General features: G+C 56.8%; 18 protein-coding genes and 7 tRNA genes. 23 read left to right on the top strand and 2 right to left on the bottom strand.

The features are described from left to right. The first annotated feature begins 76 nt into the window (after nt 1–76). The 8 genes from asnB to KHQ26_RS24225 all read left to right on the top strand — a co-directional run bounded on the left by asnB (nt 77) and on the right by KHQ26_RS24225 (nt 2,729). On the top strand, nt 77–1,741 hold the full coding sequence (asnB, locus tag KHQ26_RS24260) for an asparagine synthase B (protein ID WP_002894734.1): 1,665 nt from the start codon (nt 77–79) through the stop codon (nt 1,739–1,741). A gap of 237 nt (nt 1,742–1,978) precedes the next feature. Beyond that, a tRNA-Met gene (locus tag KHQ26_RS24255) sits at nt 1,979–2,055 on the top strand. Nucleotides 2,056–2,063: 8 nt separating this feature from the next. After that, nucleotides 2,064–2,148 (top strand) — tRNA-Leu (locus KHQ26_RS24250). A 23-nt stretch (nt 2,149–2,171) separates the two neighbouring features. Then, a tRNA-Gln gene (locus KHQ26_RS24245) sits at nt 2,172–2,246 on the top strand. 36 nt (nt 2,247–2,282) lie between these two features. Beyond that, a tRNA-Gln gene (locus KHQ26_RS24240) sits at nt 2,283–2,357 on the top strand. A gap of 23 nt (nt 2,358–2,380) precedes the next feature. Beyond that, nucleotides 2,381–2,457 (top strand) — tRNA-Met (locus tag KHQ26_RS24235). Nucleotides 2,458–2,504: 47 nt separating this feature from the next. Beyond that, a tRNA-Gln gene (locus tag KHQ26_RS24230) sits at nt 2,505–2,579 on the top strand. 75 nt (nt 2,580–2,654) lie between these two features. Next, nucleotides 2,655–2,729 (top strand) — tRNA-Gln (locus tag KHQ26_RS24225). A gap of 119 nt (nt 2,730–2,848) precedes the next feature. On the opposite strand, the gene ubiF is transcribed toward KHQ26_RS24225, so the two are convergent. After that, complete coding sequence (gene ubiF / locus KHQ26_RS24220) at nt 2,849–4,024, bottom strand: 3-demethoxyubiquinol 3-hydroxylase (protein WP_009308186.1); 1,176 nt, start codon at nt 4,022–4,024, stop codon at nt 2,849–2,851. A 179-nt stretch (nt 4,025–4,203) separates the two neighbouring features. On the opposite strand from ubiF, the gene miaB reads away from it, so the two are divergent. The 11 genes from miaB (at nt 4,204) to KHQ26_RS24165 (ending at nt 17,461) form a co-directional block, all read left to right on the top strand. Beyond that, nucleotides 4,204–5,628 (top strand): tRNA (N6-isopentenyl adenosine(37)-C2)-methylthiotransferase MiaB, encoded by a 1,425-nt coding sequence (miaB, locus tag KHQ26_RS24215; RefSeq protein WP_002894730.1) that lies wholly within the window; start codon nt 4,204–4,206, stop codon nt 5,626–5,628. 153 nt (nt 5,629–5,781) lie between these two features. Further along, nucleotides 5,782–6,828, top strand: coding sequence for a PhoH family protein (locus KHQ26_RS24210; RefSeq protein ID WP_004176871.1), 1,047 nt, complete (start codon nt 5,782–5,784; stop codon nt 6,826–6,828). Beyond that, nucleotides 6,825–7,298, top strand: a complete 474-nt coding sequence (gene ybeY, locus KHQ26_RS24205) for an rRNA maturation RNase YbeY (RefSeq protein WP_002894722.1) — start codon at nt 6,825–6,827, stop codon at nt 7,296–7,298. The genes KHQ26_RS24210 and ybeY overlap by 4 nt, the downstream gene beginning before the upstream one ends. A 147-nt stretch (nt 7,299–7,445) precedes the next feature. Beyond that, nucleotides 7,446–8,324 carry a CNNM family magnesium/cobalt transport protein CorC gene (gene corC, locus KHQ26_RS24200; protein WP_004197606.1) on the top strand — a complete coding sequence of 293 codons (879 nt, stop codon included), beginning with the start codon at nt 7,446–7,448 and terminating at the stop codon, nt 8,322–8,324. Nucleotides 8,325–8,449: 125 nt separating this feature from the next. Next, complete coding sequence (lnt, locus tag KHQ26_RS24195) at nt 8,450–9,988, top strand: apolipoprotein N-acyltransferase (protein WP_004179036.1); 1,539 nt, start codon at nt 8,450–8,452, stop codon at nt 9,986–9,988. A 354-nt stretch (nt 9,989–10,342) separates the two neighbouring features. After that, entirely contained in the window at nt 10,343–11,254 is a 912-nt protein-coding gene (locus KHQ26_RS24190; protein WP_002894712.1) for an amino acid ABC transporter substrate-binding protein, read from the top strand. Nucleotides 11,255–11,418: 164 nt separating this feature from the next. Next, nucleotides 11,419–12,159 carry an amino acid ABC transporter permease gene (locus tag KHQ26_RS24185; protein ID WP_002894709.1) on the top strand — a complete coding sequence of 247 codons (741 nt, stop codon included), beginning with the start codon at nt 11,419–11,421 and terminating at the stop codon, nt 12,157–12,159. Further along, nucleotides 12,159–12,833 carry a glutamate/aspartate ABC transporter permease GltK gene (gltK, locus tag KHQ26_RS24180; RefSeq protein ID WP_002894707.1) on the top strand — a complete coding sequence of 225 codons (675 nt, stop codon included), beginning with the start codon at nt 12,159–12,161 and terminating at the stop codon, nt 12,831–12,833. The genes KHQ26_RS24185 and gltK overlap by 1 nt, the downstream gene beginning before the upstream one ends. Then, complete coding sequence (locus KHQ26_RS24175; protein WP_002894706.1) at nt 12,833–13,558, top strand: amino acid ABC transporter ATP-binding protein; 726 nt, start codon at nt 12,833–12,835, stop codon at nt 13,556–13,558. Before gltK ends, KHQ26_RS24175 begins: the two co-directional genes overlap by 1 nt. Nucleotides 13,559–13,931: 373 nt before the next feature. After that, nucleotides 13,932–15,602 (top strand): ShlB/FhaC/HecB family hemolysin secretion/activation protein, encoded by a 1,671-nt coding sequence (locus KHQ26_RS24170; RefSeq protein ID WP_004176875.1) that lies wholly within the window; start codon nt 13,932–13,934, stop codon nt 15,600–15,602. Nucleotides 15,603–15,667: 65 nt separating this feature from the next. Beyond that, nucleotides 15,668–17,461 (top strand): filamentous hemagglutinin N-terminal domain-containing protein, encoded by a 1,794-nt coding sequence (locus KHQ26_RS24165; RefSeq protein ID WP_020803598.1) that lies wholly within the window; start codon nt 15,668–15,670, stop codon nt 17,459–17,461. Nucleotides 17,462–17,506: 45 nt separating this feature from the next. Here the strand turns inward: KHQ26_RS24165 and KHQ26_RS24160 are convergent, their stop codons facing one another. Beyond that, nucleotides 17,507–17,989: a zinc ribbon-containing protein gene (locus tag KHQ26_RS24160; protein ID WP_002894699.1), complete on the bottom strand. Its 483-nt coding sequence runs from the start codon at nt 17,987–17,989 to the stop codon at nt 17,507–17,509. Nucleotides 17,990–18,215: 226 nt separating this feature from the next. Between KHQ26_RS24160 and leuS the strand changes: the two genes are divergently transcribed. From leuS to nadD, 4 genes are read left to right on the top strand one after another with little or no spacing between them, the layout of a single operon-like run. Further along, nucleotides 18,216–20,798 (top strand): leucine--tRNA ligase, encoded by a 2,583-nt coding sequence (gene leuS, locus KHQ26_RS24155; RefSeq protein ID WP_020803600.1) that lies wholly within the window; start codon nt 18,216–18,218, stop codon nt 20,796–20,798. A 14-nt stretch (nt 20,799–20,812) separates the two neighbouring features. Further along, complete coding sequence (gene lptE / locus KHQ26_RS24150; RefSeq protein ID WP_009308182.1) at nt 20,813–21,403, top strand: LPS assembly lipoprotein LptE; 591 nt, start codon at nt 20,813–20,815, stop codon at nt 21,401–21,403. Then, entirely contained in the window at nt 21,403–22,434 is a 1,032-nt protein-coding gene (gene holA, locus KHQ26_RS24145) for a DNA polymerase III subunit delta (protein WP_024264526.1), read from the top strand. The genes lptE and holA overlap by 1 nt, the downstream gene beginning before the upstream one ends. Next, on the top strand, nt 22,427–23,077 hold the full coding sequence (nadD, locus tag KHQ26_RS24140) for a nicotinate-nucleotide adenylyltransferase (protein WP_004176879.1): 651 nt from the start codon (nt 22,427–22,429) through the stop codon (nt 23,075–23,077). The genes holA and nadD overlap by 8 nt, the downstream gene beginning before the upstream one ends. The last annotated feature ends 17 nt before the right edge of the window (nt 23,078–23,094 follow it).

Raw genomic sequence — 23,094 nt, 5'->3', positions numbered from 1 at the left:
CTTAAGCACACACTCAGGCTTCGCCACGAGACGAAGCCAGCACAACATCAAACACGACAGGGTAATGGAGAAGGCTATGTGTTCTATTTTTGGCGTACTGGATATTAAAACTGACGCAGGCGAGCTGCGTAAAAAGGCGCTGGAGCTTTCCCGCCTGATGCGCCACCGCGGTCCGGACTGGTCTGGCGTATATGCCAGCGACAAAGCGATTCTGGCGCACGAGCGCCTGTCGATTGTCGACGTCAACGCCGGGGCCCAGCCGCTGTACAACGCCGAAAAAACCCATGCGCTGGCCGTTAACGGCGAGATCTACAACCACCAGGCGCTGCGCGCGGAGTATGGCGATCGCTACCAGTTCCAGACCGGTTCCGACTGCGAAGTGATCCTCGCGCTGTATCAGGAAAAAGGCCCGGAGTTCCTCGACGATCTGCAGGGAATGTTCGCCTTCGCCCTGTACGACAGCGAAAAAGACGCGTACTTAATTGGCCGCGACCATATCGGCATTATCCCGCTGTATATGGGCCATGACGAACACGGCAACTTCTATGTCGCCTCCGAAATGAAAGCCCTGGTGCCGGTATGCCGCACCATTAAAGAGTTCCCGGCGGGCAGCTACCTGTGGAGCAAAGACGGCGAAATTCGCCAGTACTATCAGCGCGACTGGTTTGATTACGACGCGGTGAAAGACAACGTTACCGATAAGAACGAGCTGCGCCAGGCGCTGGAAGAGTCGGTGAAAAGCCACCTGATGTCCGACGTGCCTTACGGCGTGCTGCTCTCCGGCGGTCTTGATTCATCGGTCATCTCGGCTATCACCAAGAAATTCGCCGCCCGTCGCGTCGAAGATCAGGAGCGTAGCGAAGCCTGGTGGCCGCAGCTGCACTCTTTCGCGGTCGGTCTGGAAGGCTCTCCTGACCTGAAAGCGGCGCAGGAGGTGGCCAACCACCTCGGCACCGTGCACCACGAAATTCACTTTACCGTCCAGGAAGGGCTGGATGCCATCCGCGACGTTATCTATCACATCGAAACCTACGATGTGACCACTATTCGCGCCTCGACGCCGATGTACCTGATGTCGCGGAAAATTAAAGCCATGGGCATCAAAATGGTGCTTTCCGGCGAAGGTTCGGACGAAGTGTTCGGCGGCTACCTCTACTTCCATAAGGCGCCGAACGCCAAAGAACTGCACGAAGAGACGGTGCGTAAGCTGCAGGCGCTGCATATGTTTGACTGCGCCCGCGCCAACAAAGCGATGTCCGCCTGGGGCGTGGAGGCCCGCGTGCCGTTCCTCGACAAGAAGTTCCTCGACGTCGCGATGCGCATTAACCCGCAGGATAAGATGTGCGGCAACGGCAAAATGGAAAAACACATTCTGCGCGAATGCTTTGAATCCTACCTGCCGGCCAGCGTCGCCTGGCGCCAGAAGGAGCAGTTCTCTGACGGCGTCGGCTACAGCTGGATCGATACCCTGAAAGAAGTGGCCGCCAAACAGATCAGCGACCAGCAACTGGAAACCGCAAGCTTCCGCTTCCCGTACAACACGCCGACCTCCAAAGAAGGCTATCTGTACCGAGAGATCTTCGAAGAGCTGTTCCCGCTGCCGAGCGCGGCGGAGTGCGTCCCTGGCGGTCCGTCGGTGGCCTGCTCTTCAGCGAAAGCCATTGAGTGGGATGAAGCGTTCAAAACCATGAACGATCCATCAGGCCGCGCGGTCGGTGTCCACCAGTCGGCCTACAAATAAGCCCAGACGGGCGGTGAAACGCAAAACGGACCCTCCGGGGTCCGTTTTCTTTTTGCCGGATTTATACCGCTGAAAAACGATAAATAACCAATAATTGCCGAATATTCCAGCGAGCTGTTCGCAACCTAACCAAACAGTCACATTACAACGATTTTCCTTGAAAAAGAGGTTGACGCTCGCAGGCCCAATACGCATAATGCGCCCCGCAACGCCGATAAGGTTACGCGAAAAAAAGATGGCTACGTAGCTCAGCTGGTTAGAGCACATCACTCATAATGATGGGGTCACAGGTTCGAATCCCGTCGTAGCCACCATCTTTTTTGCGGGAGTGGCGAAATTGGTAGACGCACCAGATTTAGGTTCTGGCGCCGCAAGGTGTGCGAGTTCAAGTCTCGCCTCCCGCACCATTCACCAGTTAGCGTTGTACGGATGGGGTATCGCCAAGCGGTAAGGCACCGGTTTTTGATACCGGCATTCCCTGGTTCGAATCCAGGTACCCCAGCCATATTTCTTCGATATTTGCGGTTCACCGCGACGGTATTGGGGTATCGCCAAGCGGTAAGGCACCGGTTTTTGATACCGGCATTCCCTGGTTCGAATCCAGGTACCCCAGCCATCGAAGAAGCAGTAAGACAATTAGGCTACGTAGCTCAGCTGGTTAGAGCACATCACTCATAATGATGGGGTCACAGGTTCGAATCCCGTCGTAGCCACCAAATTCTGGACGTATCGATACGCATCGATAAATCCGCAAACAATTTGTTGGGGTATCGCCAAGCGGTAAGGCACCGGATTCTGATTCCGGCATTCCGAGGTTCGAATCCTCGTACCCCAGCCAAATTTAAAAGTCGTTCAGCAGTGAACGCACTGTTGCCCTCAACCGGCGTAGTTACGGTCAAGCGCAACAGACAATTGGGGTATCGCCAAGCGGTAAGGCACCGGATTCTGATTCCGGCATTCCGAGGTTCGAATCCTCGTACCCCAGCCACTTCAATGCAAAAAAGCTCACTTCGGTGGGCTTTTTTGCTATTGGCGTCCTGACATGCTTACTCCGTCCTGACTGCCGGGCAGGCGCTCTCCGCTACGCCCCTGCCCGGGAAGCCGGTTTTACAAGCCTAAGGCATACTTCAGCGCCTGACGCTTCAGCCCCCCGGCGCGTTCAGCCGCCATCAGGCCAATATTACGCAGCATCCGCACCGGCGCCAGGTCATTGCTGAATCCGGCATAAAAGAGGTCCATCCCCGACTGCATGATAAAATTATCCGCTCGCCGCCGCGCCTGGTAGCGCTTCAGCACCGGCAGGCTGGCCCAGTCTTCGCCGCGGCCGCGCGCTTCCGCCAGGATCTCCAGCAGAGCATCGACATCACGATAGCCAAGGTTAACCCCCTGCCCCGCCAGAGGATGAATGGTGTGCGCCGCATCGCCCACCAGCGCCAGGCCGGGCTGAACATACTGCAGCGCATGACGCCGGGTGAGCGGGAAGGCGCCGGCCGCCTGCGGCGTCACCCGTCCCAGCCGCGCCGGAAAGTGACTGGCGATCTCCTGCTGGAGCTGCGCCATGGTCATGCTTTGCAGCTGACGGATCCGCGCCGGGGCGTCGTACCAGACCAGCGAGGCCCAGTGGTCGAACAGCGGCAGGAAGGCGCGTGGGCCGCTGGGAGTAAACTGCTGCCAGGTGCTGTCGCCGGGATCGTCGGCGCATTCGACGCTGATCAGCATACAGGACTGCTGATATTGCCAGGCGTGCACGCCGATGCCGGCCATCTCCCGCACCTGGGAGTTAGCGCCGTCGGCGCCGATAACCAGCCGGGCGTGGATCGTCTCCCCCTCGCGCAAATGCAACGCCGTCTGCGTCTCGCCGCGCTGCATCGTTTTCAGTTCGCTACCGACGCGCAGGGTAACCGCCTCATGCGCCGCCAGCGCTTGCCACAGGCCCCATTGCAGAACCTTGTTCTCGACCATATAGCCCAGCTCCGGCAGCTTGAGCTCCGCGGCGTCGAAGGCGACGTGCGCGCTCTCCCACTCCCAGGTCTCCAGACGGCGATAAGCATGGACGCGCATCGCCCGTATGGCATCCCAGACGCCGAGACTCTTCAGCAGGCCGACCGAAGCCGCGCTGATCGCCGAGATCCGCACATCCGGGGCGGATGCCGGATCGAACGCCGGTGGCGCCGCTTTCTCAAGCACCGTCACGGTAAATCCCTGTTGCGCCAGCCCTAACGCCAGGGCGCCGCCGACCATGCCGCCGCCCACGATGGCGACATCTGTTACGTGAATTGTCATGGCTATTATCCTTAAAGCAGAATCCGTTAAGTTTACCGGATTTTTCGCCCTCTTGCGGCGATAACGCTCGCACTGGTCAGGGGGCGACCAAAGCATTACAATACGCGCCCTGGAATGCGAAATTCACCCTGTATATATCCCCGCGTTTTGGATATCTATTACTGAGCATGAGCAAGTCAATGACAAAAAAACTCCATATTAAAACCTGGGGCTGTCAGATGAACGAGTATGATTCATCAAAGATGGCCGATCTGCTGGATGCGACACATGGGTATCAACTGACCGAAGTGGCGGAAGAAGCAGATGTGCTGTTGCTCAATACCTGCTCAATTCGTGAGAAGGCCCAGGAAAAAGTTTTCCATCAGCTTGGCCGCTGGAAGCTGCTGAAAGAGAAGAACCCGGACCTGATTATTGGCGTCGGCGGCTGCGTGGCTTCCCAGGAAGGCGACCATATTCGCCAGCGCGCGCACTATGTCGATATTATTTTCGGGCCGCAAACCCTGCACCGCCTGCCGGAGATGATTAACTCCGTGCGCGGCAACCGCAGTCCGGTAGTTGATATCAGCTTCCCGGAAATTGAAAAATTCGATCGCCTGCCAGAGCCGCGCGCCGAAGGGCCGACCGCCTTTGTCTCGATTATGGAAGGTTGCAATAAATACTGCACCTACTGCGTGGTGCCGTATACCCGCGGAGAAGAAGTTAGCCGTCCGTGCGACGATATCCTGTTTGAAATCGCCCAGCTGGCGGCGCAGGGCGTGCGTGAGGTCAATCTGCTGGGGCAGAACGTTAACGCCTGGCGCGGTGAGAATTACGACGGCACCACCGGCAGCTTTGCCGACCTGCTGCGCCTGGTCGCCGCCATCGACGGCATCGACCGCATTCGCTTCACCACCAGCCACCCGATCGAATTTACCGACGATATCATCGACGTTTATCGCGATACGCCGGAGCTGGTGAGCTTCCTGCACCTGCCGGTGCAGAGTGGCTCCGACCGTGTGCTGAACCTGATGGGACGCACCCATACCGCGCTGGAGTATAAAGCGATTATTCGCAAGCTGCGTGAAGCGCGCCCGGATATTCAGATAAGCTCCGACTTTATCGTCGGCTTCCCCGGCGAAACCACGGAAGATTTCGAAAAGACCATGAAGCTCATCGCCGACGTCAATTTCGATATGAGCTACAGCTTTATCTTCTCCGCTCGCCCGGGCACCCCGGCGGCCGATATGGTCGACGACGTGCCGGAGGCGGACAAAAAACAGCGTCTGTATATCCTGCAGGAACGCATTAACCAGCAGGCGATGGCCTGGAGCCGTCGCATGCTCGGCACGGTACAGCGCATCCTGGTGGAAGGCACCTCGCGTAAGAACATCATGGAGCTTTCCGGACGTACGGAGAATAACCGGGTGGTCAACTTCGAAGGTACCCCGGACCTCGTCGGTAAGTTTGTCGATGTCGAAATCGTCGATGTATATACCAACTCGCTGCGCGGTAAAATCGTGCGCACCGAAGCGGAGATGGGTCTGCGTATCGCTGAATCACCCGAATCAGTGATTGCCCGCACCCGTAAAGAGAACGATCTTGGCGTGGGAATTTACCAGCCATGATCCCTTCAGGCCTGTCGGTTCCGGCAGGCCTTGTAATTCCTCTCTCCGTCCCTATATCTACAGCAATGCTTGCGCCATTTTCCTGTGACGTAAATAATTTCCTGATTAGCCGGCCACGCGCCGCGTCCGGCCACCTGCGTAAAGAGGAATAGTTTGAACATAGACACTCGTGAGATTACCCTGGAGCCAGCGGATAACGCACGCCTGTTAGCCCTGTGCGGCCCGTTTGACGACAACATTAAACAGCTGGAGCGTCGGTTAGGCATTGAGATCAACCGCCGTGACAATCACTTTAAGCTGACCGGTCGCGCCCTGTGCGTGCACGCTGCCGCCGATATTCTGCGCAGCCTGTATGTCGACACAGCGCCAATGCGCGGTCAGATTCAGGATATTGAACCAGAGCAGATCCACCTGGCGATCAAGGAAGCGCGCGTACTGGAGCAGAGCGCCGAAAGCGTGCCTGAGTACGGTAAAGCCGTCAATATCAAGACCAAGCGCGGGGTAATCAAACCGCGTACGCCGAACCAGGCGCAGTACATCGCCAATATCCTCGATCACGACATCACTTTCGGCGTGGGTCCGGCGGGTACGGGTAAAACCTATCTGGCGGTGGCGGCGGCGGTCGATGCGCTGGAGCGCCAGGAGATCCGCCGTATTCTGCTGACCCGTCCGGCCGTCGAGGCAGGCGAAAAGCTCGGCTTCCTGCCCGGCGATCTGAGCCAGAAGGTCGACCCGTATCTGCGCCCGCTGTATGACGCGCTGTTTGAGATGCTCGGCTTTGAGAAAGTGGAGAAGCTGATTGAGCGTAACGTCATCGAAGTGGCCCCGCTGGCCTATATGCGCGGACGGACGCTGAATGACGCCTTTATCATTCTTGATGAAAGCCAGAACACCACCATCGAACAGATGAAGATGTTCCTGACCCGCATCGGCTTTAACTCCAAGGCGGTGATCACCGGCGACATCACGCAGATTGACCTGCCACGCAGCACCAAATCCGGTCTGCGCCATGCCATCGAAGTACTGGCGGAAGTCGATGAGATCAGCTTTAACTTCTTCCATAGCGAAGACGTGGTGCGCCATCCGGTGGTCGCCCGCATCGTGAACGCCTATGAGGCATGGGAAGCCGCAGATCAGAAACGTAAAGCAGAGCTGGCCGCCGAGCGCAAACGCGAAGCCCAGGAACAGGAGCAAAAATGAGTCAGGTGATCCTCGATTTACAGCTGGCCTGCGAAGAGACCAGCGGCCTGCCGGACGAAGCCCTTTTCCAACGCTGGGTCGACGCCGTCATTCCGCCGTTTCAGGAGGAGTCAGAGTTAACGATTCGTCTGGTCGACGTTGCAGAAAGCCATGAGCTGAACCTGACCTATCGCGGCAAGGATAAGCCGACCAACGTCCTCTCCTTCCCGTTTGAAGCACCGCCGGGAATTGAAATGCCGCTGCTCGGCGATCTGATCATCTGCCGTCAGGTGGTAGAGCAGGAAGCCAGCGAGCAAGGTAAGCCGCTGGAGGCGCACTGGGCGCATATGGTGGTGCACGGTAGCCTGCATCTGCTGGGCTACGATCATATCGAAGACGACGAAGCGGAAGAGATGGAAGGCCTTGAAACAGAGATAATGCTTGCTCTGGGCTATGAGGACCCGTACATTTCCGAGAAGATTGCGGAATAGCGCCCAGCCGGATGGCGGTGCTTGCGCCTCATCCGGCCGCTGTTTCTGCGTTTTACCTGCCAGAAAGTCAGGCAACCCATGCCGTCCGGCGCTGAGTCTACGCGCGACGAGCGACAGTTAAATCAACATGAGAACCCAAACGACGCCATGAGCGACGACAATTCACACAGTAGTGACACAGTAAACAGCAAAAAGGGATTTTTCTCCCTGTTACTCAGCCAGCTTTTTCACGGGGAACCGAAAAACCGCGATGAACTGCTGGCGCTGATCCGTGATTCCGGGCAGAACGATCTTATCGATGAAGATACGCGTGACATGCTCGAAGGGGTAATGGACATTGCCGACCAGCGGGTCCGCGACATTATGATCCCCCGTTCACAAATGATAACCCTGAAACGTAACCAGACGCTGGACGAGTGCCTGGATGTCATCATCGAATCCGCCCACTCGCGTTTCCCGGTCATCAGTGAAGATAAAGATCACATCGAAGGGATTCTGATGGCCAAGGATCTGCTGCCGTTTATGCGCAGCGACGCCGAAGCCTTCAGCATGGAAAAAGTGTTACGGCCGGCGGTTGTCGTCCCGGAAAGCAAGCGGGTCGACCGCATGCTGAAAGAGTTTCGCTCACAGCGCTATCATATGGCGATCGTTATTGACGAATTCGGCGGCGTCTCTGGCCTGGTGACCATCGAGGATATCCTTGAGCTCATCGTCGGGGAAATTGAAGACGAGTACGACGAAGAAGAAGATATCGATTTCCGCCAGCTGAGCCGCCACACCTGGACGGTGCGCGCCCTGGCCTCCATCGAAGACTTCAACGACGCCTTCGACACGCACTTTAGCGATGAAGAAGTGGATACCATTGGCGGGCTGGTGATGCAGGCCTTCGGCCATCTGCCGGCCCGCGGCGAATCTATCGACATTGATGGTTACCAATTCAAGGTAGCAATGGCAGATAGTCGTCGTATCATTCAGGTGCATGTAAAGCTGCCCGATGACGCTCCCCAGCCGAAGCTGGAAGAGTAAGCGGTAGCGCTGAAATGGCCAGCCGGGAGACCGCGAGTCATACACGGTTGTAGGAGCCCCGCGTCCGGCTGGCAAAAAGAATAGCCTGTAGCAGCAGGCGTTAATTAACGGGACGATTAACCTAAATGGTATTTGCCTCTCTTCTTGAACGCCAGCGCGTACGTCTGTTGCTGGCGCTGTTGTTTGGAGCCAGCGGAACGCTGGCTTTTTCACCTTATGACTTCTGGCCAGCGGCTATCGTTTCGCTGATCGGTCTGCAGGCGTTAACCCTCAACCGACGCCCGCTGCAAAGCGCCGGGATCGGCTATTTCTGGGGACTCGGGCTGTTCGGCACGGGTATCAACTGGGTCTATGTCAGCATCGCGCAGTTTGGCGGAATGCCCGGCCCGGTTAACGTCTTCCTCGTCGTTCTGCTGGCGGCCTATCTCTCGCTCTACACCGGCCTGTTTGCCGGCCTGCTCGCCCGTCTGTGGCCTAAAACTAACTGGATACGGATGGCTATCGCTGCCCCTGTCGTCTGGCAAATCACCGAGTTCCTGCGCGGCTGGGTGCTGACCGGCTTTCCGTGGCTACAGTTCGGCTACAGCCAGATTGACGGCCCGCTGAAAGGCCTCGCGCCGGTGATGGGCGTCGAGGCGATTAACTTCCTGCTGATGGTAGTCAGCGGCCTGCTGGCCCTGGCCCTCGTCCAGCGCAACTGGAAGCCGCTGGCGATTGCCGCGCTGCTGTTCGCCCTGCCGTTCCCGCTGCGCTATATCCAGTGGTATCAGCTGCTGCCGGCGCGCGCGACCCAGGTCTCGCTGGTGCAAGGCGATATCCCACAGGCCATGAAATGGGACGAAAAGCAGCTGGTCAATACCCTGAAAACCTACCTGGCGCTGACCCAGCCGCATATCGGCCACTCGCAGCTGATTATCTGGCCTGAATCGGCGATCCCGGATCTGGAGATCAACCAGCAGCAGTTCCTCAGCATGATGGACGATCTGCTGCGCGCAAAAGACAGCTCGCTGATCACCGGCATTGTCGATGCGCGTCTCAACAAGCAGAACCGTTACGATACCTACAACACCATCATTACTCTCGGCAAAGATAACCCGTACCGCTACGACTCGACCAACCGCTACAACAAGAACCATCTGGTGCCGTTCGGCGAGTTTGTACCGCTGGAGTCGATTCTGCGTCCGCTGGCGCCGTTCTTTGACCTGCCGATGTCCTCCTTCAGCCGCGGCCCCTACGTGCAGCCGCAGCTGATGGCGCATAACCTGAAGCTGACCGCGGCCATCTGCTACGAGATAATCCTCGGTGAACAGGTGCGGGATAACTTCCGGCCGGACACCGACTTCCTGCTGACCATCTCCAACGACGCCTGGTTCGGCAAGTCCATCGGCCCGTGGCAACACTTCCAGATGGCGCGAATGCGCGCCCTGGAGCTGGCCCGCCCGCTGCTGCGCAGCACCAACAACGGCATTACTGCGGTGATCGGCCCGCGCGGCGAGATCCAGAAGATGATCCCACAGTTTACCCGCGAGGTGTTGACCACCACCGTGACCCCCGCCAGCGGCTTAACCCCTTACGCCCGCACCGGCAACTGGCCGCTATGGGCGCTGACGGCGCTGTTTGGTTTCGCCGCGCTGCTGATGAGCCTGCGCCAGCGTCGCCGATAAGTTTCTCCGCCGGCGACGCCCGTCGCCGGCTTTTTCTTCCCATCATCTGCCACTCTGGCACAGTCATTGCTTTATTTAACCTGGTAGCGGCATCGTCCGACCCAGTGCAACCAGGTTGCACCAGAAACGATCGGTGGTCGCGCTATTTTGGTGCAATGGAAGATATTTGCCTCCGATTGGTGCGGAGCGCTTCGCAAAAATAAACAATAAAGCAGCAAAATCTTTACATTAAGCCAAACTAAATGCTAACAAACACATACAAATGCGGCACGTGGACGCGTGCCCCCAATAACAACACACACAATCACAATGGGTATCAATAGCGTCGCTGACGCTGCGGATAAGGAGTTGGATATGCAATTACGTAAACTGGCCACGGCAATGCTGGTAATGGGAATGACCGCTGGTCTGGCGCAGGCGGAAGATGCTGCCCCGGCGGCTGGCCAGAACACCCTGGATAAGATCGCCAAAAACGGGGTTATCGTTGTCGGCCATCGTGAATCTTCGGTCCCGTTCTCTTACTACGATAACCAGCAGAAGGTTGTGGGCTACTCTCAGGATTATTCCAACGCCATCGTCGATGCCATCAAGAAAAAACTGAACAAACCCGATCTGCAGGTCAAACTGATCCCGGTCACCTCGCAGAACCGTATCCCGTTGCTGCAGAATGGCACCTTTGATTTCGAGTGCGGCTCAACCACCAACAACCTTGAGCGCCAGAAACAGGCGGCCTTCTCCGATACCATCTTCGTGGTCGGTACCCGTCTGCTGGTGAAGAAAGGCGGTCCGATCAAAGATTTCCCGGACCTGAAGGATAAAGCGGTCGTCGTCACCTCCGGAACCACCTCGGAGATCCTGCTGCATAAGCTGAACGATGAGAAAAAAATGAATATGCGCATTATCAGCGCCAAAGATCATGGCGACTCTTTCCGCACCCTGGAGAGCGGACGCGCCGTGGCCTTTATGATGGATGATGCCCTGCTGGCTGGCGAACGCGCCAAGGCGAAGAAACCGGATAACTGGGAAATCGTCGGCACCCCGCAGTCGAAGGAAGCCTATGGCTGCATGCTGCGGAAGGACGATCCGACGTTCAAGGCGCTGGTTGATGAAACCGTCGCCCAGGCTCAGACCTCTGGCGAAGCGGAGAAGTGGTTTGACAAATGGTTCAAAAACCCGATTCCGCCAAAAAATCTTAACCTCAACTTCGAGCTGTCGGACGACATGAAAGCGCTGTTCAAATCACCTAACGACAAAGCACTGAACTAATTATAACAACCAGGGGCGGGATATCCTGCCCTCCCGATGATTGTCACAGCACGGACAGACTATACGGTGGCTGGTCGTTCCCCAGCCGCCGCGAATACCGAAACAAGCTGGACAACCGTCTTCGAGGGTAGCACTGGCTACCCTTTTTTTTCCAGGAGTCATGTATGTCAATAGACTGGAACTGGGGGATATTCCTGCAACAGGCCCCCTTCGGCAACACTACCTACCTGGGCTGGCTGTGGAGCGGTTTTCAAATCACCGTCGCCCTCTCCATCTCGGCCTGGATCATCGCTTTTCTCGTCGGCTCACTGTTCGGCATTTTACGCACGGTACCCAATCGCTTCCTCTCGGGCATTGGCACCTGCTATGTCGAACTGTTTCGCAACGTGCCGCTGATCGTGCAGTTCTTTACCTGGTACCTGGTGGTGCCGGAGTTCCTGCCGGAAAATATCGGCATGTGGTTTAAATCGGAGCTGGACCCAAACATTCAATTCTTTGTCTCCTCCATGCTGTGCCTGGGGCTGTTTACCGCCGCTCGCGTCTGCGAGCAGGTACGCGCCGCCATCCAGTCGCTGCCGCGCGGGCAGAAGAACGCCGGCCTGGCGATGGGCCTGACCCTGCCGCAAACCTACCGCTACGTGCTACTGCCGAACGCCTACCGCGTTATTGTGCCGCCGATGACCTCGGAGATGATGAACCTGGTGAAAAACTCGGCCATCGCCTCCACCATCGGTCTGGCCGATATGGCCGCGCAGGCGGGCAAACTGCTGGACTACTCCGCTCATGCCTGGGAGTCTTTTACCGCCATCACCCTGGCCTATGTTTTCATCAACGCGGTGATTATGCTGATTATGTATGTGGTCGAGCGTAAGGTTCGCCTGCCTGGCAATATGGGAGGCAAATAATGTACGATTTTGACTGGAGTTCGATCGTTCCCTCCATGCCCTATCTGCTGGCAGGGCTGGTGATCACCCTGAAGATTACGGTGATCGCCATCGTGGTCGGCATTGTCTGGGGCACCCTGCTGGCGGTTATGCGCCTGTCCAGCTTTCTGCCGCTGGCCTGGTTTGCTAAATCCTACGTCAACGTATTCCGCTCAATCCCACTGGTGATGGTCCTGCTGTGGTTCTACCTGATTGTCCCGGGCTTCCTGCAGAACGTGCTGGGACTGTCGCCGAAAACGGATATTCGCCTGATCTCGGCGATGGTGGCGTTTTCGATGTTCGAAGCCGCCTACTATTCAGAGATTATCCGCGCCGGCATTCAAAGCATCTCCCGCGGCCAGTCCAGCGCCGCGCTGGCGTTGGGGATGACCCACTGGCAGTCAATGCGGCTGGTGATCCTGCCGCAGGCCTTCCGCGCCATGGTGCCGCTGCTGCTAACCCAGGGGATCGTCCTGTTCCAGGATACCTCGCTGGTGTATGTATTGAGTCTCGCCGACTTCTTCCGTACCGCCTCCACCATTGGCGAGCGTGACGGAACCCAGGTCGAAATGATCCTGTTCGCAGGCGGCGTCTATTTTGTGATTAGCCTCAGCGCCTCGCTGTTGGTCAGCTGGTTGAAGAAAAGGACTGTGTAATGATTACCCTGAAAAACGTTTCAAAATGGTATGGTCACTTTCAGGTGCTGACCGATTGCTCCACGGAAGTGAAAAAAGGCGAAGTCGTGGTGGTCTGCGGGCCGTCAGGCTCCGGTAAATCCACGCTGATTAAGACTGTGAACGGCCTTGAGCCGGTACAGCAGGGGCAGATTATTGTCGATGGCACCGTGGTTAACGATAAAAAGACCAACCTGGCTAAACTGCGCTCGCACGTCGGCATGGTGTTTCAGCATTTTGAACTGTTCCCGCATCTGTCGATTATCGACAACCTGACGCTGGCGCAGGTCAAAGTGCTTAACCGCGATAAAGCCTCAGCGCGCAAGAAAGGCCTCAAGTTGCTGGAGCGCGTTGGCCTGGCGGCGCATGCGGAAAAATACCCGGCGCAGCTCTCCGGCGGCCAGCAGCAGCGCGTGGCCATTGCCCGAGCCCTGTGTATGGACCCGATCGCCATGCTGTTTGATGAGCCCACCTCAGCGCTTGACCCGGAGATGATTAACGAGGTGCTGGACGTTATGGTCGAACTGGCCAACGAGGGGATGACCATGATGGTCGTGACCCATGAGATGGGCTTTGCCCGCAAGGTGGCGAACCGGGTGATCTTTATGGATGAAGGGAAGATTGTCGAGGATGCCGATAAAGAGGCCTTCTTTGCCAATCCGCAATCCGAGCGTGCCAAAGATTTCCTCGCCAAAATACTTCATTAATGTTTTTTCTCTGCGCATACCGCCCGGTATGCGCAGTTAATCTTTTCCGCCATATTATTCGCCAATGTTATTTATGCGGCAGATTATCGCTACTATCATTTACGTACCCAATAAACCTCGCCGATAAAAGCTGAACTTATTTATTAAATCGATCAATTCATAAAGAATTCAATAATGAATTCGTGGACCGGCATTGCCACCGCCGCTAGCATATAACGCCTCGTAACAGGTTCGTCGCATGATTATTTTATTAATTGAATATAATATTCTTGCCTGACCTCGCCTGCGCCGAAATAAAGGCCATCAATATTCTCTGCAGCTCGCAGAATAATGGATGCGCCACCAAACCAATGAAACAAATGGATATTGCTTCATGTTAATTCGATCTCGCACGCTCACCGGACTGCTGTTTATCACGCTGGCGGGCACCTCAGCCGCCGGGGCCGCGCCATTGGCCTCTTCTACTCACCAGACGGAGCAGGATAAAGCCCGCCAGGAGGCGCTGGCGCCGCAGCAACAGGATTTTCAGTCTTCACAACAGCGCGTGGCGCCGCAGGGGATCCCTTTTCCTGAGGAAACGCATTGCAAATTGATCAACCGGGTCGATATCGACTCCGATAACCAGGCGCTCACCCGGAAATTACTGGCGAAAACCGCGCGGCAGGCGCAGGGACGCTGCCTGGGCAGCGAAGGCATTCGCCTGCTGGCCTATACCTTGCAAAATGAGCTGATCGCGCAAGGCTACATCACCTCGCTGATTGATGTGCCCTCCCAGTCGCTGGAGCACGGCATACTCAGGTTCACGCTGCACTATGGCAAAGTGGGCGCTATCGACTATGCCGACGGCTCGGACACCACCCGCCTGTGGAATTCCCTACCCACCTCTTCTGGTACTATCCTGCGCTTAAGCGACCTTGAGCAAGGGATGGCCAACCTGCAGCGTCTGCCCGGCGCCACCGCGCACATGAAACTGCTGCCGGGCCAACACGAGGGAGAAAGCGATATCCAGATCGCCCGCAGCCTGGCGAAAAAATGGCAGCTTGGCGCCTGGCTTGACGACGCCGGCAGCAAAGCCAGCGGACGCTACCAGGCCGGCGGGGCCCTCTATCTCTATGACCTGACCACCCTCAACGATATCCTGTACCTTTCCGGCGGGGGCGATATTGAATTCAATCAGCATAACGACGGCAACCACAACGGCAGCCTGTATTACTCCATTCCCTTTGGCTACTGGACACTAAGCGCCTACGGGGCATACAGCCAGTATCGTCAGCAGTTTAACGGCAACTGGTCGACGATGGATTATAAGAGTAAAAATCGCTACTACAGCGCCACGCTGAGTCGTCTGCTCTCCCACACCCGGCAGCAAAAAACCACCGCTGACCTGCGGATCGCCAAGAGCACCTCGCATTATTACTTCGGCGGCAGTGAGCTACTGGTGATGCGCAAGCAGAACCCCTCATGGGAATTCACCCTCAACCACCAGCACTACTTTAACAAAAAGATTGTTGATGCCAGCATCGGCATCCAGCGCAGCCTGCCGTGGCTCAGCTCGACAGCAACGCCGGAAGAGCAGGCCGGGCTGTATAGCCCGCTGTCGCGGATTGTGCATGGTAATCTGCAGGCAATGATGAAATTTGACGCCACCGGCGACAAATTTACCTGGGCTCCCCGCCTCAGCGCCCAGTTCAGCCCGGACAAACTCGCTTCCGATAATAAATTCAATATTGGTAGTCGCTGGAGCGTGCGCGGTTTTGACGGTGAAAACAGCCTGTCCGGCAATCAGGGATGGTACTGGCGCAACGATTTTATCTGGGATCTGGCCACCCACGAGCGGCAATTCTATTTGGGCGCGGATATAGGCCGCCTTATCGGCGCCGATCTATATCAAAAAGGCAAAGTGCTCTCCGGCGCCGTCAGCGGGCTGCGCGGTCAGCTATGGTCAACGCAGTACGATCTGTTTATTAGTACCCCGCTGAGTAAACCGGATAAGTTTCATAGCGACGCCCTGAATATGGGCTTTTCATTACAGTGGAGGTATTAATTCGCACATTATTGACTCGTCATATTTACATTATTTATTAATCATTATTTAAAGGAATAAAGAAAATGTTTAAGTTTAAGGCTTCTTATGTCGCACTGGCGGCAGTATTAACCTCGTCGGTAGTTTATGCCGACCCCACAAGCTATACGCACTCTTCCGGCGCCACGGTTATCGATATTGAAAAGCCGAACGCCGCCGGTGTCTCCCATAACCTGTACCGCGACTTCAACGTCGGCACCAATGGCACCATCCTTAATAACAGCGGCGATGATGTCAGCCACAGCACATTTGGCAATATCGCCCGCAACAATAATCTGACCGCCGGCAGCGCTTCGGTGATTTTGAACGAGGTGACCTCCAAAAACGCCAGTAGCCTGAAGGGCTTTATCGAAGTCAACGGTCAGAAAGCGGATGTGGTAATCGCCAACCCGAACGGCATCACCTGTTCCGGCTGTAGCTTTGTTAATACCAACAAGGCTATCCTGACCACCGGCAAGGTTAATATGACCGACGATGGCGCCATCGGCAGCTATACCGTAACGGGCGGCACCCTCACCATCGGCGAAAATGGCATGAACGCCGCCAACGGCTACGCGGTTCTGCTCGCCGACGCGATTAAGATTAACGGTAAAGTGCAGGCCAACAACGCCCTGGTCAGCGCGGGCAACTTCACCATGGATAACAGCTCTGGCTCGGTGACCTCCGCCGGTAAAAAGGCCACCCTGATCCAGATGACGGTTAACCCGCAGTACAGCATCGACGTCAGCAGCCTTGGCGGCATTGAGGCCAACAGCATCAGCATGGTCGGCAATAACATCGGCTTTGGCGTACGTAATAAGGGTTCTATTATCTCCAACGGCACGCTGATGCTCACCAGCAACGGTAATTTACTGAACAAAGGGTCAATAACGGGCAAAGGTTTGCTGAGCCAGGTTTCCACCGTCACGGGCATCACCAATGACGGTAGCATCGCCGGCGCCTATTATTTAATGCTCTCCAGTGGCGATTATATCGTTAACACCGGTTCTCTCTCCGGCGGCCAGCTGATTGCCACCGCTAACGGCAACATCACCAACGGCGACTCAGGCACGATGACCGGCACCAGTGGATTAAGCCTGACCAGCGGCGGGAAAATCCGCAACGAAGAAAAAGCCTCCCTGCTGTCAAATAACCAGATTGCCGCCACGGCAATCGGTGATTTCCTCAATGAAGGCAAAATCAGCGCCAAACACACCAGCCTGACGTTTGTCGGCGACAGCTTTAAAAACACCGGCAATATTAACTCTACTGGCCAAACCACCATTCAGTCGCTTACACAGGACGGCACCGCCAATACGGGCGAGATCTATAACCTCGGCAATATCACCGGCGAAAATATCAATCTGCAGACCAATGGCACGCTGGCGCAAAGCAGCAGTGGTCGTATTGAGGCAACCAACGCCATTACCGCCCACAGCTACTGGCTGAACCAAAATGGTTATATGAATGCCGCCGATATCACCACCGATCACGGCGTAGTGAATAATTATGGCAATATTACTGCCAAAAATATTTCAATCACGACCTACTCAGATATCACCAACGAAGGGCAGATCAGCAGCACCGGCGACCTGACCTTAAATACCAAAAATAAAGGCGCGATCTACAATTATTCAACCCTCAGCGCGGGCGGCAACATGACGTTAACCGCCACCAAAGTGGTCAATGGTGGTAAAAGTTGCGGCATACTGGGCCTGGCGAAATGCGGCGTCGGGACGTTAACTGCTGACAAGCTGGTACTGAACTCATCGCAGAAATATGTTAGCGACATGGGTGGAAAACAGTATTTCAAGAGCACCGAAGTCAACACGGTGAAATAAGACAAACCACGATGCGCGAAGCCTCGCGCATCGTTTTTCGCACGCTTAGGGCTCGAAGGGCCGACGCTGGAACTGATCGTGGCCACATTTTGGACAGCGCGGCAGCACGTCCGGGGTGTATACCGCCAGGTGATAGTGGCACTTCTCGCAGACCAGGTTGCCCAGACCGACCACTTCGCCGCTGTGGTACACGCCGTGATGATTCAGATCCTGAAAGACTTCCCGCCACTCGAGCTGGGTTTTGTCGGTGATATCAGCCAGCTCCTGCCACAGGCTCTCTTTGATCACCCGCATAAACACGCTGTCGCTCTCGTCTTCGTGACTCTCTTCGTAGCTGCGGGCAAACTCCTCGAGGTCGCGTTTGACCGCCGCAATCACCGACTCGATCTCGCTCTGCGTCAGATCGCCGGCGCGGACGATTTTTTCCCGCGCCTGCGTCACCAGCGCGTCGATATCGCGCTCTCCATGGCGGAGCCGTTCGCTGAGCGAGGAGACCAGTTCACGGTAATATTGAGCAACCTTGTTCATCATTTCGCCTCCGGTGGGGTTAACGTCTTCTGATAATAGACCTTATTCCTCTCCCGCTGTGTCTGACAAGCCACAGAGTCGCGAAATAATCTGCGCAGCTTTTGCCGATGTTGATGTGCGAAAAGCTGTTTTGACGTGGGCGTTTGGGCTATGCTATGCCGATCTGAAATAACACATCCATTGGCTACACTTTGTAGCTGTATTGAAAACAGGACCACTGGCTGCCATGCAAGAGCAATACCGCCCGGAAGAGATAGAATCGAAAGTCCAGCTTCACTGGGACGAAAATCGTACATTTGAAGTAACTGAAGACGAGAGCAAAGAGAAGTATTACTGCCTGTCGATGCTTCCTTATCCTTCTGGTCGACTACACATGGGTCACGTGCGTAACTACACCATCGGCGACGTGATTGCCCGCTACCAGCGCATGCTGGGCAAAAACGTCCTGCAGCCGATCGGCTGGGATGCGTTCGGTCTGCCGGCAGAAGGGGCGGCGGTGAAAAACAACACCGCGCCAGCGCCGTGGACCTACGACAACATCGCCTACATGAAAAACCAGCTCAAAATGCTGGGCTTCGGCTATGACTGGAGCCGCGAGCTGGCGACCTGCACCCCGGAATACTACCGCTGGGAGCAGAAGTTCTTCACCGAGCTGTACAAAAAAGGCCTGGTGTACAAAAAAACCTCCGCAGTGAACTGGTGCCCGAATGACCAGACCGTGCTGGCCAACGAACAGGTTATCGACGGCTGCTGCTGGCGCTGCGATACCAAGGTCGAGCGTAAAGAGATCCCGCAGTGGTTTATTAAAATCACCGCCTACGCCGATGAACTGCTGAACGATCTGGATAAGCTGGACCACTGGCCGGACACCGTGAAGACCATGCAGCGCAACTGGATCGGCCGTTCGGAAGGGGTAGAAATCTCCTTTGACGTCAACGACTACGCTGACAAACTGACTGTCTACACCACCCGTCCGGACACCTTTATGGGTTGTACCTACCTGGCCGTCGCGGCGGGTCACCCGCTGGCGCAGCAGGCTGCGGCGAACAATCCGGCGCTGGCCACCTTTATCGACGAGTGCCGCAATACCAAAGTGGCCGAAGCCGACATGGCGACGATGGAGAAAAAAGGCGTCGATACCGGCTTTAAAGCCATTCATCCGCTGACCGGTGAAGAAATTCCGGTCTGGGCGGCAAACTTTGTGCTGATGGAATACGGCACCGGCGCGGTAATGGCCGTTCCGGGTCACGACCAGCGCGACTACGAGTTCGCCAGCAAGTACGGTCTGAACATTAAGCCGGTTATCCTCGCTGCCGACGGCTCCGAGCCGGATCTCTCCGAGCAGGCGCTGACCGAGAAAGGCGTCCTGTTTAACTCCGGCGAGTTCAGCGGTCTTGATTATGAAGCGGGCTTCAACGCCATTGCCGACAAACTGGCTGCTATGGGCGTGGGCGAGCGTAAAGTTAACTACCGTCTGCGCGACTGGGGCGTATCCCGTCAGCGCTACTGGGGCGCGCCGATCCCGATGGTGACCCTGGAAGATGGCACCGTGCTGCCGACCCCGGAAGATCAGCTGCCGGTGATCCTGCCGGAAGACGTGGTCATGGACGGCATCACCAGCCCGATCAAAGCCGATCCTGAATGGGCCAAGACCACCGTCAACGGCCAGCCGGCGCTGCGCGAAACCGACACCTTTGATACCTTTATGGAATCCTCCTGGTACTATGCGCGCTACACCTGCCCGCAGTATCAGGAAGGAATGCTGGATTCGAAAGCGGCCAACTACTGGCTGCCGGTAGATATCTACATCGGCGGTATCGAACACGCCATCATGCACCTGCTCTACTTCCGCTTCTTCCATAAGCTGATGCGCGACGCGGGCATGGTGAACTCCGATGAGCCGGCGAAACAGCTGCTGTGCCAGGGCATGGTGCTGGCTGACGCGTTCTACTATGTGGGCGAAAACGGCGAACGTAACTGGGTTTCCCCGGTTGACGCCATCGTTGAGCGCGACGAAAAAGGCCGCATCGTGAAGGCCAAAGACGCGGCGGGCCACGAGCTGGTGTACACCGGCATGAGCAAGATGTCCAAGTCGAAAAACAACGGCATCGACCCGCAGGTGATGGTTGAGCGCTACGGCGCGGATACCGTGCGTCTGTTCATGATGTTTGCGTCCCCGGCGGATATGACCCTCGAATGGCAGGAATCTGGCGTTGAAGGGGCGAACCGCTTCCTGAAACGCGTCTGGAAACTGGTCTACGAGCACACCACTAAAGGAGAGGTTGCGGCACTGAACGTGGCGGCTCTGAGCGAAGATCAGAAAGCGCTGCGTCGCGATATCCACAAAACCATCGCCAAAGTGACCGATGACATCGGCCGTCGTCAGACCTTCAACACCGCCATCGCGGCAATCATGGAGCTGATGAACAAGCTGGCGAAAGCGCCGCAGGAAGATGAGCAGGATCGTGCGCTGATGCAGGAAGCTCTGCTGGCGGTGGTGCGTATGCTCAACCCGTTCACGCCGCACGCCAGCTTCACCCTGTGGCGTGAGCTGAACGGCGAAGGCGATATCGACAACGCGCAGTGGCCGGTAGCGGATGAGAGCGCGATGGTGGAAGACAGCACCCTCGTCGTCGTCCAGGTCAATGGCAAAGTTCGTGGTAAAATTACCGTTGCGGTAGATGCAACTGAAGAGCAGGTTCGCGAGCGCGCCGGCCAGGAACATCTGGTGGCGAAATATCTCGACGGTAAAACCGTGCGTAAAGTGATTTACGTTCCCGGTAAACTGCTCAATCTGGTCGTTGGCTAAGCGCGGGAGGAAGCGTGCGATATCTGGTAACAATGTTGTTATCTCTGGCGGTGCTCGTCACCGCCGGCTGTGGCTGGCATTTGCGTAGCACTACCAAGGTGCCCGCCACCATGAAAACCATGATTTTCCAGTCGAGCGATCCGAACGGCCCGTTAAGCCGCGCGGTACGTAATCAGCTGCGTCTTAACGGCGTGGAACTGATCGACGCCAGCACGCTGCGTAAAGATGTCCCTTCTCTGCGCCTCGATGGCTCGTCGATTCAGAAAGATACCGCATCGGTGTTCCAGGATGGTCGTACGGCGGAGTATCAGATGGTCATGACCGTTCATGCCAGCGTCCTGATCCCGGGTCACGATATCTATCCGATTACCACCAAGGTCTATCGGTCGTTCTTTGATAACCCGCAGGCGGCATTAGCGAAAGACGCCGAGCAGGATATGATTATCCAGGAAATGTACGACAAAGCGGCGGAACAGCTGATTCGTAAGCTGCCAAGCGTTCAGGTAGCGGATGTTGAAGCAACCCAGCAGGAAGAGAAACCGGTCGCCAGCAGCGCGGCGCCGTCTTCCTCGGGTAACCGCGTCTCCACCACGCTGGGTCAATGATGATTCGGTTGTACCCGGAACAGCTCCGCGCGCAGCTCACTGAAGGGCTGCGCGCGGCCTATCTGCTGCTTGGCAACGATCCCCTGCTGTTGCAGGAAAGCCAGGACGCCATTCGCGAAGCTGCTGCCGCGCAGGGCTTTACCGAGCACCATACTTTTTCAATCGACAACAGCACCGACTGGCAGGCGATTTTCGCCTTAAGCCAGGCGATGAGCCTGTTTTCCAGCCGGCAAACCCTGCTGTTGATCCTACCGGAAAACGGCCCCAACGCGGCGATCAATGAACAGCTCGCCACGCTGGTTGGCCTGCTGCACGACGACCTGCTGCTGATAGTTCGCGGAAATAAGCTGACCAAAGCCCAGGAGAATGCCGCATGGCTCACCGCCCTGGCTCAGCGCGCAGTCCAGGTCAGTTGCCAGACGCCGGAATACGCGCAGCTGCCGCGCTGGCTGGCCGCCCGTGCCAAACAGCATCAGCTGCAGCTCGACGACGCGGCCAGTCAGCTGCTGTGCTACTGTTACGAAGGCAATCTGCTGGCGCTGGCGCAGGCGCTGGAGCGTCTGGCGCTGCTCTGGCCGGACGGTAAGCTAACCCTGCCCCGCGTTGAGCAAGCGGTAAACGATGCCGCGCACTTTACGCCTTATCATTGGGTCGATGCCCTACTGGCAGGCAAAAGTAAGCGCGTGCTGCACGTCCTGCAGCAGTTACGCCTTGAAGGCTGCGAGCCGGCGATCCTGCTGCGTACTCTGCAGCGGGAGCTGCTGCTGCTGGTTACCCTCAAGCGCCAGGCGACGCACACGCCGCTGCGCTCGCTGTTTGATAAACATCGGGTCTGGCAAAACCGCCGTCAGCTGCTCAGCGACGCCCTCACGCGCCTGAGCGGGGAACAGCTGCGCCAGGCGGTGACCCTTCTGACCCGCGCGGAGCTCACCTTTAAACAGGATTACGGGCACGACGTCTGGCCCGAACTGGAAAGTCTTTCGTTGTTGCTCTGCCACAAAGCCCTGGCGGACGTTTTTATTGATGGTTGATATGACTCAGTTACAGGCAATCTATGGCGGCACCTTCGATCCGGTGCATTACGGTCACCTCAAGCCGGTTGAGATCCTGGCGAATCAGATTGGCCTGAGCAAGGTCATCATCATGCCTAACAACGTCCCGCCGCACCGGCCGCAGCCGGAAGCCACCAGCGCCCAGCGCGTGCACATGCTGAAGCTGGCGATTGCCGATAAACCGCTGTTCACGCTCGATGAACGCGAACTACGGCGCGATACCCCCTCCTGGACGGCGCAAACGCTGCAGGAGTGGCGCCAGGAGCAGGGGCCGCGCAAACCGCTGGCGTTTATCATTGGCCAGGATTCGCTACTGACCTTTCCCACCTGGCACAACTATGAAACCATTCTCGACAATGTCCACCTGATTGTTTGCCGCCGCCCGGGTTACCCGCTGACCATGGCGCAGGAAGCGGATCAGCGCTGGCTGGATCGCCATTTAACCCACGACGTGGAGTCTCTGCATAACCGCCCTTCCGGCGTGATCTACCTGGCTGAGACGCCGTGGTTCGATATTTCCGCGACGATCATCCGCCAGCGCCTTGAGCGCGGCGAGTCCTGCGCCGAGATGCTGCCCGCCGCCGTGCTGGATTACATCCGCGAGCAGGGACTCTATTGCTGACCCCAGGCTGGGCCTGG

Origin of the sequence: Klebsiella sp. 10 (assembly GCF_018223925.1) — a bacterium.
Lineage (GTDB): Bacteria > Pseudomonadota > Gammaproteobacteria > Enterobacterales > Enterobacteriaceae > Klebsiella > Klebsiella pneumoniae.
Note: the sequence above shows the minus strand (reverse complement) of the source record. Positions and strands in the feature narration are given on the sequence as shown.

Bases quoted from the DNA above. Each gene is read 5' to 3' on its own strand.
- asnB (WP_002894734.1), top strand. From the start codon at position 77: ATGTGTTCTATTTTTGGCGTACTGGATATTAAAACTGACGCAGGCGAG.
- ubiF (WP_009308186.1), bottom strand. From the start codon at position 4,024: ATGACAATTCACGTAACAGATGTCGCCATCGTGGGCGGCGGCATGGTC.
- miaB (WP_002894730.1), top strand. From the start codon at position 4,204: ATGACAAAAAAACTCCATATTAAAACCTGGGGCTGTCAGATGAACGAG.
- ybeY (WP_002894722.1), top strand. From the start codon at position 6,825: ATGAGTCAGGTGATCCTCGATTTACAGCTGGCCTGCGAAGAGACCAGC.
- corC (WP_004197606.1), top strand. From the start codon at position 7,446: ATGAGCGACGACAATTCACACAGTAGTGACACAGTAAACAGCAAAAAG.
- lnt (WP_004179036.1), top strand. From the start codon at position 8,450: ATGGTATTTGCCTCTCTTCTTGAACGCCAGCGCGTACGTCTGTTGCTG.
- KHQ26_RS24190 (WP_002894712.1), top strand. From the start codon at position 10,343: ATGCAATTACGTAAACTGGCCACGGCAATGCTGGTAATGGGAATGACC.
- KHQ26_RS24185 (WP_002894709.1), top strand. From the start codon at position 11,419: ATGTCAATAGACTGGAACTGGGGGATATTCCTGCAACAGGCCCCCTTC.
- gltK (WP_002894707.1), top strand. From the start codon at position 12,159: ATGTACGATTTTGACTGGAGTTCGATCGTTCCCTCCATGCCCTATCTG.
- KHQ26_RS24175 (WP_002894706.1), top strand. From the start codon at position 12,833: ATGATTACCCTGAAAAACGTTTCAAAATGGTATGGTCACTTTCAGGTG.
- KHQ26_RS24170 (WP_004176875.1), top strand. From the start codon at position 13,932: ATGTTAATTCGATCTCGCACGCTCACCGGACTGCTGTTTATCACGCTG.
- KHQ26_RS24165 (WP_020803598.1), top strand. From the start codon at position 15,668: ATGTTTAAGTTTAAGGCTTCTTATGTCGCACTGGCGGCAGTATTAACC.
- KHQ26_RS24160 (WP_002894699.1), bottom strand. From the start codon at position 17,989: ATGAACAAGGTTGCTCAATATTACCGTGAACTGGTCTCCTCGCTCAGC.
- leuS (WP_020803600.1), top strand. From the start codon at position 18,216: ATGCAAGAGCAATACCGCCCGGAAGAGATAGAATCGAAAGTCCAGCTT.
- holA (WP_024264526.1), top strand. From the start codon at position 21,403: ATGATTCGGTTGTACCCGGAACAGCTCCGCGCGCAGCTCACTGAAGGG.
- nadD (WP_004176879.1), top strand. From the start codon at position 22,427: ATGGTTGATATGACTCAGTTACAGGCAATCTATGGCGGCACCTTCGAT.